This is a genomic window from Rothia amarae (assembly GCF_014705945.2).
In the GTDB taxonomy this organism is placed as follows: Bacteria; Actinomycetota; Actinomycetes; order Actinomycetales; family Micrococcaceae; genus Rothia; species Rothia amarae.
In genome coordinates, this window is record NZ_CP061538.1 from 1,766,342 (window position 1) to 1,779,723 (window position 13,382).

The 13,382-nt window shown below is 54.0% G+C and carries 11 protein-coding genes; 2 read left to right on the top strand and 9 right to left on the bottom strand.

The window, feature by feature from the left end; genetic code table 11:
• Window positions 1–120 precede the first annotated feature (120 nt).
• From gatB to IDM48_RS08355, 9 genes are all read right to left on the bottom strand, one after another.
• Window positions 121–1,626 carry an Asp-tRNA(Asn)/Glu-tRNA(Gln) amidotransferase subunit GatB gene (gene gatB, locus IDM48_RS08315; RefSeq protein ID WP_190616908.1) on the bottom strand — a complete coding sequence of 502 codons (1,506 nt, stop codon included), beginning with the start codon at window positions 1,624–1,626 and terminating at the stop codon, window positions 121–123.
• Complete coding sequence (gene gatA / locus IDM48_RS08320; protein ID WP_145174728.1) at window positions 1,626–3,215, bottom strand: Asp-tRNA(Asn)/Glu-tRNA(Gln) amidotransferase subunit GatA; 1,590 nt, start codon at window positions 3,213–3,215, stop codon at window positions 1,626–1,628. Before gatA ends, gatB begins: the two co-directional genes overlap by 1 nt.
• 11 nt (window positions 3,216–3,226) lie before the next feature.
• Entirely contained in the window at window positions 3,227–3,523 is a 297-nt protein-coding gene (gene gatC / locus IDM48_RS08325; protein WP_190616911.1) for an Asp-tRNA(Asn)/Glu-tRNA(Gln) amidotransferase subunit GatC, read from the bottom strand.
• 187 nt (window positions 3,524–3,710) lie between these two features.
• A complete protein-coding gene (locus IDM48_RS08330; protein WP_238397940.1) occupies window positions 3,711–4,457 on the bottom strand; it encodes a LysM peptidoglycan-binding domain-containing protein in 747 nt (248 codons plus the stop codon).
• 654 nt (window positions 4,458–5,111) lie between these two features.
• The gene (ligA, locus tag IDM48_RS08335) at window positions 5,112–7,304 is read right to left on the bottom strand and encodes an NAD-dependent DNA ligase LigA (protein ID WP_068171542.1); all 2,193 of its coding nucleotides are present in this window, start codon (window positions 7,302–7,304) and stop codon (window positions 5,112–5,114) included.
• Window positions 7,305–7,394: 90 nt separating this feature from the next.
• Entirely contained in the window at window positions 7,395–8,477 is a 1,083-nt protein-coding gene (locus IDM48_RS08340; protein ID WP_068171545.1) for a PP2C family protein-serine/threonine phosphatase, read from the bottom strand.
• Window positions 8,474–9,688: an adenylate/guanylate cyclase domain-containing protein gene (locus tag IDM48_RS08345; protein WP_338019217.1), complete on the bottom strand. Its 1,215-nt coding sequence runs from the start codon at window positions 9,686–9,688 to the stop codon at window positions 8,474–8,476. The genes IDM48_RS08340 and IDM48_RS08345 overlap by 4 nt, the downstream gene beginning before the upstream one ends.
• Window positions 9,689–9,719: 31 nt before the next feature.
• Complete coding sequence (locus tag IDM48_RS08350) at window positions 9,720–10,214, bottom strand: PH domain-containing protein (protein ID WP_190616913.1); 495 nt, start codon at window positions 10,212–10,214, stop codon at window positions 9,720–9,722.
• A gap of 32 nt (window positions 10,215–10,246) precedes the next feature.
• Window positions 10,247–11,113 (bottom strand): biotin--[acetyl-CoA-carboxylase] ligase, encoded by an 867-nt coding sequence (locus tag IDM48_RS08355; RefSeq protein ID WP_190616915.1) that lies wholly within the window; start codon window positions 11,111–11,113, stop codon window positions 10,247–10,249.
• A gap of 135 nt (window positions 11,114–11,248) precedes the next feature.
• Between IDM48_RS08355 and IDM48_RS08360 the strand changes: the two genes are divergently transcribed.
• A complete protein-coding gene (locus tag IDM48_RS08360) occupies window positions 11,249–11,539 on the top strand; it encodes a YciI family protein (protein WP_190616916.1) in 291 nt (96 codons plus the stop codon).
• A gap of 198 nt (window positions 11,540–11,737) precedes the next feature.
• Window positions 11,738–13,360: an acyl-CoA carboxylase subunit beta gene (locus tag IDM48_RS08365; RefSeq protein WP_238397941.1), complete on the top strand. Its 1,623-nt coding sequence runs from the start codon at window positions 11,738–11,740 to the stop codon at window positions 13,358–13,360.
• Window positions 13,361–13,382 lie beyond the last annotated feature (22 nt).

The window sequence follows — 13,382 nt, forward strand, 5'->3', positions numbered from 1 at the left end:
CGGCTCTTCCCCACTTTAAAGCACATTTTTCGTGCTTATCTAAAAAGCGCCGGGTAGAAATATCTACCCGGCGCTTTCTTACGGTGCGTATCCTAGAAACTTATGAAAGCCTTATAGGAGCTAGCCTTCTACGCCTAGCTTCTCTAAGATGAGCTCGCGAACGCGACCAGCGTCTGCCTGCCCACGGGTTGCCTTCATCACCTGACCAACGATAGCGCCGGCTGCCTGCACCTTACCGCCGCGAATCTTATCTGCGACGTCGGGCATTGCAGCCAGAGCATCATCGATGGCGGCAGTAAGTGCGCCATCGTCAGAAACCACAGCGAGGTTGCGCTTTTCGACAATCTCAGCGGGGCTTCCCTCACCAGCAATGACGAATTCCAGCACCTGGCGGGCAATCTTGTCGTTGATTTTCTTCTGCTCAATCAACTGGTTGAGTTCAACCACTGTCTGGGCGGTAGCACCGGTTTCAGCCAAATCGACTTCGCGCACCTTGGCGATACGAGCGATTTCGCCCATCCACCATTTACGGGCGACCGCCGGGCTAGCACCTGCAGCCACGGTTTCCTCGATGGCATCCATAGCACCAGCATTGACGACGTCACGGAATTCCTCGTCCGAGTAACCCCAGTCAGCCTTCAAGCGGCGACGACGCTCGGCGGGCGGCTCGGGAAGTTCCGCGCGAAGACGCTCAATCCACTCAGAGTCCGTCACAACGGGAACTAGGTCAGGCTCTGGGAAGTAACGATAATCATCGGCATCAGATTTAGGACGGCCCGCAGTAGTCTCGCGAGTGTCCTCATGCCACATACGGGTTTCCTGAACAATCTTCTGACCAGAATCCAAAACAGCTGCATGGCGCTGAATCTCATAGCGCACGGCACGCTCTACCGAGCGCAACGAGTTAACATTTTTAGTTTCTGTTCGGGTACCGAATTCAGTAGTTCCCTTAGGCATGAGGGAAACATTGGCGTCGCAACGAACGTTACCGCGCTCCATCTTCGCATCAGAGATGCCCAGGTTCTTAACGATTTCACGGATGGCTGCCACATAAGCGCGCGCAAGTTCAGGAGCTCGCTCGCCCGCACCCACGATGGGGCGAGTCACAATTTCAATCAGGGGTACACCTGCGCGGTTGTAGTCCACCAAAGAGAACTCTGCACCTTGAATACGACCGGTTGAACCACCCATGTGGTTGAGCTTTCCCGCATCCTCTTCCATATGTGCTCGCTCAATATCAACGGTGAAAACGGTGCCGTCTTCAAGCTCAATATCAATCGAACCATTCTCAGCGATGGGCTCATCGAACTGAGAAGTCTGGAAGTTTTTGGGGGTATCGGGGTAGAAGTAGTTCTTACGAGCGAAGTGGGAAACTTCTGCGATGTCGCAGCCCAGCGCCAAACCCAGTTTGATAGCAGATTCGACAGCCTTACCGTTCACTACCGGCAGTACGCCCGGAAGACCGAGCGAGACAGGGGTGATGTTGGTGTTTGGGGTATCGCCGAATTCGTTGGGAGCGTCGTCGAACATCTTCGTTTTGGTGTTCAACTCAACGTGCACCTCGAAGCCAAGTACGGGGTCGTACTTCTCCATCGCTTCTTCAAAGCTCAAAATTTCTTCTGACATTACTTAGCTCCCCCAAAATCGAAGTCGCGAATCAAGGATTCGGTGTCGGGCATCTGTGCCCACAGCGGAGCACCCCACTTGTTATTCAGCAACGCCTCCAAGCCTGCTCCCACGCGGTAAAGACGTGCATCTTCATGGGCAGGAGCGGTGAACTGGATACCGACGGGCAAACCGTCTTCATCTGCAAGACCGGCAGGGATTGAAATTGATGGCACACCTGCCAGGTTGGTGGGTACGGTCGCGATATCACCTAGGTACATAGCCATCGGATCACCCTCGGTCTTCTCTCCCAGCTTGTAAGCGGTGGTGGGAGCGGTAGGCGAGACCAAAACATCGCATTTTTCAAAGGCAGCAGCATAATCGCGCTGAATCAGGGTGCGGACCTTCTGCGCAGAACCGTAGTAAGCATCGTAGTAACCAGCAGATAGTGCATAGGTACCCAAAATGATGCGACGCTTTGCTTCATCCCCAAAACCGGCGGCACGAGTAGCGCTCATCACGCGCTCAATGGTTACGGGACCTTCTTCAGGGAGCTTACGCAGACCGAAACGAACGCCATCGTACTTGGCGAGGTTAGAAGAAACCTCAGAAGACATAATCAGGTAGTAAGCTCCCAGTGCTTCCTTGACGGAAGGCAAGGAGACCTCAACGATTTCAGCGCCGGCTGATTTCAGCAGATCAATGGACTCATTGAAGCGAGCATTCACGCCTGCCTGGAAGCCATCGCCGTTCAGTTCCTTGATGATACCGACGCGCAGACCCTTGAGACCGCCTTCAGTAGCGCCTTCACGTGCCTGAGCTGCATAGGGCCCCACCGGTTCATTGAGTGAGGTGGAATCCTTCGGGTCATAGCCGCCTACAACTTCATGCAAAAGTGCAGCGTCAAGAACAGTGCGGGTACAAGGACCCACCTGGTCAAGCGAGGACGCCATCGCGATAACACCGTAGCGAGAGATAGAACCGTAGGTGGGCTTGACGCCGACCGAACCGGTCACAGCTGCAGGCTGGCGAATTGAGCCACCGGTATCGGTTCCCAATGCCAAAGGAGCCTGGAAAGCAGATACTGCGACGGCAGAACCGCCACCGGAACCACCTGGGATGCGGTCTAGTGCCCAGGGATTACGGGTAACACCGAACGCAGAGTGCTCTGTGGAAGAACCCATAGCGAATTCGTCGAGGTTGGTCTTACCCAAAATCGGCATACGAGCGGCACGAACCTTCTGGGTAACGGTGCCGTCATAGGGGCTCATCCAGCCTTCCAACATGCGTGAAGCCGCAGTGGTGGGCTGTCCCTTGGTCACAATCAAGTCTTTAATAGCAATCGGGACGCCGGCAAGTTCAGGGAGTTCTTCACCAGCGGCACGGGCGCGGTCTACCTCTTCTGCGACCTGCAGAGCCTGCTGAGCGCTGGTGTGCAAGAAGGCGTTCAATCCGTCTTTACCTGCAGAGCGGTCAGCACTATCCAGCGTTTGACCATCGGTAGCTTCAATACGATCCAGGTGGGCCTGGGTAATCTCAACGGAAGAAATCTCCGAGGATTTAAGCTTCTCTACCAGCTCAGCGGCTGATAGTTTAATCAATTCGTTCATCGCTCTCCCCCTTAGCTTTCTTCCAAAATGGCAGGAACCTTAAATTTGCCGTCAGCTTCATCGGGAGCACCCGAGAGAGCTTCTTCAGCGGTGAGAGTTTCTCCTACTACGTCTTCCCGGAAAACGTTCTTCAAAGGAATCGGGTGGGAGGTTGCGGGGATATCATCCGAAACCGCATTTGATACCGATGCTACAGATTCAACGATCACGCCTAGTTCTGAGGCAAGCGCCTCAAGTTCGGCGTCCGTCATTTCAATATGAGCCAGCTCCGCAAGGTGGGCTACCGTCTCACGGGTAATGTCAGACATGAATACTCCGTTAGTGGCGAAAAGTTTTCCTCATCTAGTCTAGCTCTCAGAGCCAAATTTGGCGCATTAGAGCAAGAAGCCGAAGAACGGCATGAGTTTTTAACAGAGAAGAACCCCGCAATAGCTGAGCCATAGCGGGGTTCTTCGAAACCATCACAAGGATGATGAGCTTTTGTTCATTGAAGAATTAGAGGTAGATAACCTGTCCAACTTCGATGAGGTCGGGGTTGGTGATGCCGTTAGCAGCTGCCAAGTCCCAGTAGGAGGTGTAACCGTGAGCCAAAGCGATTTCTGAAAGGGTATCGCCAGCCTGAACGGTGTAGGTGTTAGCTACAGGAGTTGCGGCAACAGGTGCCTGAGCGGCGGGCGCTACAGGAGCCTCAGTTGCGACGGGGGCAGCAGGTGCTTCAACAGCAACAGGTGCCTGAGCGACGGGAGCCTCAGTTACGACGGATGCAGCAGGTGCTTCAACAGCAACAGGAGCCTCAGTTGCAACGGGCGCAACGGGAGCTACAGCCTCAGCCTGAGGTGCCACAGTGGTTTCCTGAACAGGAGCTGCTGCAGGTGCAGCAGTGTTTGCGGTTTCACCGGAGCCGTAAAGACCAAGGTTTGCGGAGCAAGCAGGCCATGCGCCCCAGCCCTGACCGGCAAGTACGTTTTCAGCTACACGAATCTGCTCAGCTTTGGAAGCAGTGGTAGGTGAACCGGAGCCACCAAATGCAGCCCAGGTTGAAGGAGTGAACTGCAGACCACCGGAGAAGCCGTTGCCGGTGCTGATGCCCCAGTTACCACCGGACTCGCACTGTGCCAGTGCGTCCCAGGTTGACTCTGATGCAGCATTTGCGGGAGCAGCGAAAGATGCTACTGCTGCGCCACCAACTACGAGAGCTGCTGCTGAGCGGGTTACATTACGGCGAATTGAAGTCTTTTTCACGATGCTCCGAGAGGGCCACCTAACGCTCGTCCAGTCCCCTGGCTTCAATGCGTTGCCGTCTACCCTAGATGCTATTGGGTATCTGTTGAGGTTTTGCCCTGTAGACGGACTCAGGTGTGCGGCAAAACCCGGCATGTTCATCAGAGCGAAGTTTGCTCTGAATCATGTGCCCCGATCGCTCGGGGATTTCGTTCGTTGATAACGATACTGTAACGATTTCGATTCTGCCAACCACTTTTTAGGATAAATCACGAAATGGTAAAGAATTCAGCAGGTTTAGCGTTTTCCGGGTGTTTTCCCTGAATTTTTTATGTCACAGCCTTAACCCCACGCAAAATCCGCGCCATTCCAAGGTAAAAATTCATAAGCAGACTTCGTACTTTACCGGTTTTTTTGTTACCAAAACGCAATATTTGCATCCTCAGCGCCATAAAAAAATTTTAAAAAAACTTGTATAGACCACCCTGGAAGAGAGGCTTTTTAAGGGACATCGCCCAAAAATGCGACCCGCCTCTCATACGAAGACGCATCCTTTCTACTCCTTCTGAGCTCCTAAAAATTTTGCAACGTACAACACAACAGTCCAGCCGCCCTCTGTCGTCTTTCAAAGGACGGCTGGAACTGCTTTTTATCTGCTATAGCCCAGACTCATAACTATTGTTCGGGACCATTCTCTAGAAGCTCCTTAAAACCTGCCTCATCCAGAACCTTAACTCCCAGTTGTTGAGCCTTGTCCAGCTTGGAACCGGCAGAGACACCAGCTACGAGATAGCTGGTTTTTTTCGAGACGGAGCCCGATGCCTTACCTCCGCGTACTAAAATCGCTTCTTTTGCCGAATCACGGGTGAAATCCTCCAAAGTTCCCGTGACTACAATCGTCAGTCCCTCAAGATTTCTCTCGATACTTTCGTCCCGTTCGTCCTCCATTCGGACGCCCGATGCCGCCCAAGCATCCACAATTTCGCGATGCCAATCTACGCTAAACCATTCGATGACAGAGCGCGCAATAATCGCCCCGACGCCGTCGACGTTAGCCAGACGCTCCTCGCTAGCGGATCGAATCGCGCCCATAGAGCCAAATTCGGTTGCTAAAGCTCTCGCAGCAGTGGGGCCCACATGGCGCATAGAGAGAGCCACAAGAACCCGCCACAGCGGCTGACTCTTCGCTTTCTCTAACTGAACCAACAAATTTTCAGTATTCTTGGTCGGTTTAGAGGGGGTCTTAGCAGTGGGCTTGGTCCAAAAATAGGGAACGTTCTCCATTACCCCGGTGCCTTGACCCTTCACCTTTTTCTCCCGCTCAATCTTGACCTCTGCAAGATCCTCTGCGGTGAGATTGAAGAGCTCTGCCTCCGACGTAAGCGGTGGTGTTTGGGGCTCAGCAGGAGCGGTTAGAGCCTTAGCTGCCTCATACCCCAAAGCCTCAATATCAAAAGCTCCCCGTCCAGCGGCGTAAAAAATACGCTCACGGAGCTGCGAAGGGCAGGTTCTAGGATTGGTGCACCGGATATCGACGTCACCCTCTTTCCCCGGCGCCAGGGGCGCCCCGCAGCTGGGGCATTCGGTGGGCATCACAAACTCTCGCTCACTGCCGTCGCGCAACGCAACTACAGGCCCCACGATTTCAGGGATGATATCCCCCGCCTTTCGCAAAACCACAGTATCGCCGATGAGCACACCCTTAGCCTTCACCACATCCTGGTTGTGTAAGGTAGCCATTTCTACCGTTGAGCCCGCTACAACTACCGGCTCCATCACTCCAAAGGGTGTCACGCGCCCGGTACGACCGACATTTACCTGGATATCCAACAGCTTGGTATTGACTTCTTCCGGCGGGTACTTATAGGCAACAGCCCAGCGGGGAACACGCGAGGTATACCCCAGCTGGTTCTGCGTACGGAAATGGTTGACCTTTATGACGATGCCGTCAATCTCATGCACCAGTGAATGACGCTGTTCGCCATACTTCTCAATAAATTCTAGGATTTCATCCAGAGTGGTCAGCACCTTGCTGTAGGGGCTCACCGGCAGCCCCCACTCTTTCAACTGATCATAGGTCTGAGCCTGGGTCTGAATATCTAACCCGGTCTGAGCTCCAATACCGTGCACAAACATGGACAGCGGACGACGAGCGGTCACCGCCGCATCTTTTTGGCGCAGGGATCCCGCTGCAGCGTTGCGGGGGTTAGCAAAGGGTGCGCGTCCTTCTTCTACAATGCCCTCGTTGAGCTTCTTGAAATCGGCTGAGGAAATAAAAATTTCACCGCGGACTTCAACTTCTTCGGGCCAATCTTTGCCTGCCAGCTGGGTTGGGATGGATTTGATGGTGAGAACATTGTGGGTAACATCCTCACCGGTGGTGCCGTCTCCACGGGTTGCCGCGCGCACCAGTTTGCCCTTGCGGTAAAGCAGGTTAATAGCCAAACCGTCAATTTTTAGTTCGGTCAGCCACTGGGGTTTCTCCCCCGCAATACGGGTTGCATTCGCTTCAGTTTTTTCAAACCACGCTTTGAGCTCTTCAATGGAGAAAACATCTTCCAGGGAATACATGCGGCTCAGGTGAACCACCGGTGCGAATGCAGTGGAAACTTCACCGCCAACTTCTTGGGTGGGAGAATCGTTTGCAACAATCTCTGGGTGCAGAGCCTCAAGCTCCTCCAACTCCCGATACATGGCGTCGTATGCAGCGTCGGAAATGGTGGGGGCGTCGTCCACATAGTACTGCTGGCGGCTTGCTCGAACCTGCTCAATCAGTTGGGCGTAGTGTTCTTTCAGCTCCTCGGAGATACCTTGGGGAGCTGCTTCTGGGATATTTTGCTCATCAGTCACCCTCTCATTTTGCCTCATTGCAGTTACTCAAGACCATAAGAGGGGCTTTAAACACTCGATCCGGCACAGCTATCTTTTCGATGCTGCGCCGGGTTGAGAAGGGGTTACTTATTCGCCGTGCTCGCGCATGAGGCGGCGTTCGTCATTGAAGGACTCCTGCTCCACGGTGGCGGTGTGTTTAGCTTCAAAGTCTTCTGAGCGATCCACCAGCCGATTCTGCTGGGTCTGGGTCAGTTCTTTGAGCAGTTCGGCATTTTTCTGAGCTGTTTCTTCTGTGATGGCATCGGCAACCACCACGGTGATGTTGTCGCGACCACCTGCTCGCAGTGCCGCCATCTGAAGCACATCGGCGGCATCTTGCGGGTGCTGAACCGTAGCAAGAACGCGCGCCATGTACTGGTGGGAAAGCTCGCCGGAAAGACCGTCTGAGCACATCATTAATCGATCGCCCTCACGAGCGGGAATGACCCAAAAATCAGGTTCCCAATAGTTACCAGTACCCAGGGCACGAGTAATAACGTTGCGGCGCGGATGGGTGAGCGCCTCCAAAGCGGTAATCTGCCCCGTATCAACGAGGTACTGAACTTCTGAGTGGTCTACCGTAACCTGCTCCAGATGAAGCCCCTCTACTGAAGCGCCCGAGAGTGAAAGATTCGCATCTTCTGGCTCGTACTCATCGTTACGCACCAGGCGGTAGGTTCGGGAATCACCCACGTTGAAGATGAACCACATATCCTGATCCCCAATATTGGTCAGCCACGCGCCCGTCACCGTAGTACCGGCGCGCTGATTGAGAACATCCTTAATCTTCTCGTCTGCCTCACCAATAATCTCGCGTAGCTTCTCCAGCGTACGCATAATCTGACGGTTCAGGGCAGTCGTTCCTTGACGACGTCGCCGCAACAAACCGCGCGCCTCTGCTTCATCTGCGGCTTCCCCTTCAGCCTCTAGCTCAAGAGCATAGGCTGCAAGTTCTTCGTCACTCATTCCACCAGGGCGGGTAAAGAGAGGAGCGTAAGAGATCGTGCGAGCGCACAGGCGAGAGGCAACCTCGCCCGCTTCATGACCGCCCATGCCGTCTGCAACAACATGGAGGGTTCCGGCGATAGCAAACGAATCCTCGTTATTATCGCGGTGGGCGCCAACGTCTGTTGCGCTACCAGCCAGAGTAGTCAGGTGTGATGTGCTCATTCGAAATCTATCTCCAATTCGTTTCCTATACCGGGGGTCAACCCCACCGGCCGGATCTCTCCAAAACCGCGAATATCCTGAATATCTCGGGGAGTGAGGACAAATCGCTGATCGTCTGCGAGCGTATGTGCGGTGCTATCATCGGTCACGACATCTCCCGGGTTTGCTACTGCAACGAGCCGGGAGGCGAGGTTGACGGTGGGACCGTAGATATCGCCCAGCTTGGGGAGGATTCGCCCCCAGACAAAAGCTACGCGAGCTTCTGGCAGGTGCGGATCTTCTTTAATAAGTTTGGATAAAGCCAGCGAAATTCGCGCTGCGGCTTCAGGTGTTTCTGTTAAAAACATTACTTCATCGCCGATGGTCTTGATAATTCGACCACCGCCGACGGCGACTACCTCGGCGCATCTCTGTTCGAAAGTCTGCACTAAATCTGCCAGGGTTTGTTCGTTCATGCGGCGAGATAGCGTGGTGTACGAAACCAGATCGGCAAATCCTACGCCCCGTACTAAAGGGAGCAGGGTGGGGTCATCAATATCGTTCTGTTCAGAACGCAACGCCAAACGCAGCACTGCTGCAGAAAGCTGGCGGCGGTATCCATAAATCAGGATTTCTTCAAGGTCTTCGAGTAGCTCGGGGAGGAACTTCAGCAGTTCTTGGCGGGCTTTGGAATCCGTATAGCCCTTGTTGGTCATCATGTCTTCAACCAACGCTTCAATCTGCCACGCCACCATGCGGTCGGTGAGCTGACCAATCGAACGCGTAATGGAGATGACGCCCTCTTCAGTGAGCCCGTGCTCGCGGCTGAGCCCGGTAATAGTGCCCAAGGCGTCGGCATCGGACTCAGTGAAAAACAAATCTTTATCGGTGAGATTGGGAAAGCCCAAAGCACGCCAGATTTTTCGGGAGGTCAGCAGAGAAACGCCGCTTTGAGCGGACACGTCTCGACGGTTCAGATGCCTGTTGTCCCCCAGGAGAACTTTCTCCAGTGCTCGCATGGCTGCGCGGTCTTCAGGGGTGCGATACAGGTTGCTCTGTGCGCGGTTTTCCAGATATTGAAAGTGCTCTGAGGTCGGCTCCGCTGGTAGGTTCTCGGCTGAACCGGGTGCCGTTGATTCCACGTGAGCTGTCCTTCCATTGGTCGCTGCTTGATCAGCAGGCAAAATTCTCTGTGATTTACGATACTCCACAAAACGTTCGGAGGTAGACACGAAAAACCGTGATTCCTCAAGAAAATTTGAATCAATACATGCCTGACCAGCTCAAACGCTGCATCAGCCGATTCTGTGCTCCTCGAATTTCATGAGAAAAATCATGCCCTCGAGGAACTGACCGCAGTACGTGGACTTCCCCTTGAACATGCAGGTGAAGATGAGCGCCGTCCGCACCGCGCAGAGCAGCAGGGCGGACGTCAACGCCCTCAATAACTGCCAATGGTAAAGACACCTGCGAGGAGGTCCCAAACCCGCGTTGGATGACAACACGGGAATTCGTTAAGAAGAAACCCGTACTCCCCCAGCGCACCACTCGCCGCAAACACTTACACGAAAAGAAAGTCGCCAGGAAATATCCGGCCCATGCCAGCACAGAGGAATCAGCAGAAATAGTAGAGGCAAAGCTAAAAGCCAGGACTGCCCCCAGTCCTTCCCAGAGCGCCGGAAGTAACGCGCTGGCTTGCGAGCGCGTAGCAATCAAAACTTCTTCACCCGGGGCTAATGTTCCTCTAAGTTTCATCATCCACCAGAGTACGAGAGATTCCTGAAAAAATCTCAGGAGCGCCAATCGGTGCGTGGGCGGAGATGCACAACATCACCCACCGAATAAGAAGCTGTTTCCCCGCTGGAAAGTCGAACCATGATTTCACCGTCCTCCCCCAAATCTACTGCGGTGCCGTGAACCTGTTGATCGCCGGGGAGGTGAACAGTGACTTCTTTACCGAGAGTACTCATGCTCTGGTGTAGGCGTTCTCGAAGGGAAAGACCGTCGAGAAGTGGACGAGTGGGGTCTGCCTCTGCAGTGAAAAATGCGCGGGCAAACTGGGCGAAGGTTTCTGCTACGTTAGAAAGCACTTCTTCTAGGTTGACCGTGTGCCCTGTTTCTACCCGGAGAGAGGTGGCAGTTTCTACGGGAAGCTGTTCGGCTGTCATATTAAGGTTGAGCCCAATTCCCAAAATTACTGAATAGTGCCCACCCGGTTCACTCACGAGTTGAGAGAGAATACCGCAACACTTTTTTTCTCCGATAAGGATGTCGTTGGGCCATTTGATGCTGGGCTGAACCGAATAACGGCGCAAACTATCTGTTGTAGCCAGGGCAAGAAGTTGAGTGAGCCAGTGTAACTGGTGAGGTGGTACCCGATATGCAGGGTTAGCATGCGGACGAACCACAAAAGAAACAGCTAAGGCGCTGCCTGCTGGGGCAGTCCAGACTCTGTCTAAACGCCCCCGCCCTGATTGTTGGTCTGCCGTTGCTACCAGCGAGAGCTCCCCCCAGCCCCGAGCGGTCACTGCATCTGCTAGAGCTAGTTGCTGAGAGGCGTAGGCGTTGGTCGAACCCACCGCATCCAAGATAATGGTGCGGGAAAAGGACGGCAGAACGAGTTGAGAGGCATCAATCGTAGGGGCAGGTTCCAGCATGAAATATCTCCTCGTCCGCACAGAAACAGGTATGGGCTTCGGTCTTAGGTCTTACCTGAGATACATTAGAGCATAGATTGAATACCGTGATTCGGCTCGCATGAGATTCTGGATCATCAAATAGAGGAGTTTCCTTTGAGTTACTTTGCATGCACCTATGTGTACGGCCCAGCGGAAGAACAGGCAAAATTCCGCCCCGCGCATCGCGCTTATTTAGGCGAGCTAGTGGAGGCAGGCAAGCTAGCAGCTTCGGGCCCCTTCGTAAGCGAGGACGATCCGGGGGCTTTGCTGTTGTTCATAGGTCAAAGCACCGAAGAAGTTGAAGAATTAATTGCCCACGACCCTATGCATCAGGGCGGCGCCGTACTGTCTTATACCGTGCGCGAGTGGAACCCCGTGATGGGTAGCGTAGGACCTCAGAACTAAGTTCACCCGGCCATCCGAAATCACAGGCGGTGTGACTGACCGGTCACTCCAAATAGCTGGTGCTAATAGCCGATAAACGTGAAAAACCCCTCTGATTTCGGTGTTCTCTTTGACCGCCGGTGCCCCGAACGCACTATAGTTGTGGAGTTATACACGCTCGATTACAGCGCCTCCCGAGCCAATCTGCAAGGAATTGAAGTGTCCGAAATCAACAACAGTTCATCTGTCACAACCTCTGAAGAATTCGATGTCAGCACCACAGCGGGCAAAATTGCAGACTTTTATGCGCGCAGGGAGGCTACTTTAGCTCCTACCGGTCAGGCACCCATTGACCGTCAGCACGCACGCGGCAAACACACTGCCCGAGAGCGTATCGAGATGCTTCTCGATGAAGATTCCTTTGTAGAATTCGATGCGCTCGCCAAACACCGCACCAGCGCTTTCGGTATGGACAAGAAACGCCCGGTAGGCGACGGTCTGGTGTCTGGATATGGCACCATCGACGGACGCCTGGTTGCAGTATATTCCCAAGATTTCACCGTCTACGGCGGTTCACTTTCGCAGGTTAACGGCGAAAAGATTGTCAAAGTGCAAAAGTTCGCCCTGCAGAACGGCTGCCCCGTCATCGGCATTAACGACGGTGGTGGCGCTCGTATTCAAGAAGGCGTGGCGTCTTTGGCGATGTTTGCCGATATCTTCCGCATGAACGTGCGCGCGTCCGGCGTCGTTCCGCAGATTTCGGTCATTATGGGCCCTTGCGCAGGTGGCGCAGCATATTCACCGGCTCTAACCGACTACATCATCATGGTCGATAAGACCTCGCACATGTTTATTACCGGCCCAGACGTCATTAAGACCGTAACCGGTGAAGAAGTCGATATGGAAACCCTCGGTGGAGCCCATCAGCATAATGCGGTGACCGGCACTTCCGCCTACCTGGCAGAAGATGAAGAAGACGCGTTCGATTTCGTGCGCGAACTCATTGAGTTTTTGCCTTCGAATAATCTCAGTGAGTCGTTCCCGCTGGAGCATGACCAAGAGGGCGACATCAACGTGGATGACCTAGAGTTAGATCAGCTCATTCCTGATTCTGCTAATCAGCCCTACGACATGCGCACGGTCATCGAATCCGTTGTGGATGAGGGGCACTTCCTTGAATTGCAGGCGCTCTACGCGCCCAACGTGATGGTAGGTTACGCCCGCGTTGAAGGACGCACAGTCGGCATTGTAGCCAACCAGCCCATGCAGTTCGCAGGAACGCTTGATATTAATGCATCGGAAAAAGCCGCACGCTTTGTGCGCAACTGCGATGCGTTCAATATCCCCGTTCTGACTTTTGTAGATGTTCCCGGCTTTTTGCCCGGCACCGATCAGGAGTTTAACGGCATTATCCGCCGAGGTGCTAAGTTGCTCTACGCCTATGCTGAAGCAACCGTTCCGCTGGTCACCGTGATTACCCGCAAGGCGTACGGTGGCGCGTACATTGTGATGGGCTCCAAAAAATTGGGTGCAGATATCAACCTGGCGTGGCCTACCGCTCAAATTGGTGTGATGGGTGCCCAGGGTGCCGTCAACATTCTCTACCGCCGTGACCTCGCTGCGGGAGAGGAAGCTGGCGAGGACATCGAGGCTAAGCGCGCCGAACTGGTACAGAAATACGAAGAGGAGCTCTTGAACCCCTACCAGGCTGCAGAGCTGGGCTACATTGATGAGGTTATCGCCCCCAGTGAGACCCGTCTTCGCATTATTCAGTCGCTCAGAGCGCTGCGGGATAAGCGCGCTGCCAGCCCCGCCAAGAAGCACGGCAACATCCCCCTTTAAGCGACGCCTCGTCCTTTTCTTT

Coding starts and splice junctions, on each gene's coding strand:
- gatC (WP_190616911.1), bottom strand. CDS start 3,523: ATGTCTGACATTACCCGTGAGACGGTAGCCCACCTTGCGGAGCTGGCT.
- gatA (WP_145174728.1), bottom strand. CDS start 3,215: ATGAACGAATTGATTAAACTATCAGCCGCTGAGCTGGTAGAGAAGCTT.
- gatB (WP_190616908.1), bottom strand. CDS start 1,626: ATGTCAGAAGAAATTTTGAGCTTTGAAGAAGCGATGGAGAAGTACGAC.
- IDM48_RS08350 (WP_190616913.1), bottom strand. CDS start 10,214: ATGATGAAACTTAGAGGAACATTAGCCCCGGGTGAAGAAGTTTTGATT.
- ligA (WP_068171542.1), bottom strand. CDS start 7,304: ATGAGGCAAAATGAGAGGGTGACTGATGAGCAAAATATCCCAGAAGCA.
- IDM48_RS08340 (WP_068171545.1), bottom strand. CDS start 8,477: ATGAGCACATCACACCTGACTACTCTGGCTGGTAGCGCAACAGACGTT.
- IDM48_RS08355 (WP_190616915.1), bottom strand. CDS start 11,113: ATGCTGGAACCTGCCCCTACGATTGATGCCTCTCAACTCGTTCTGCCG.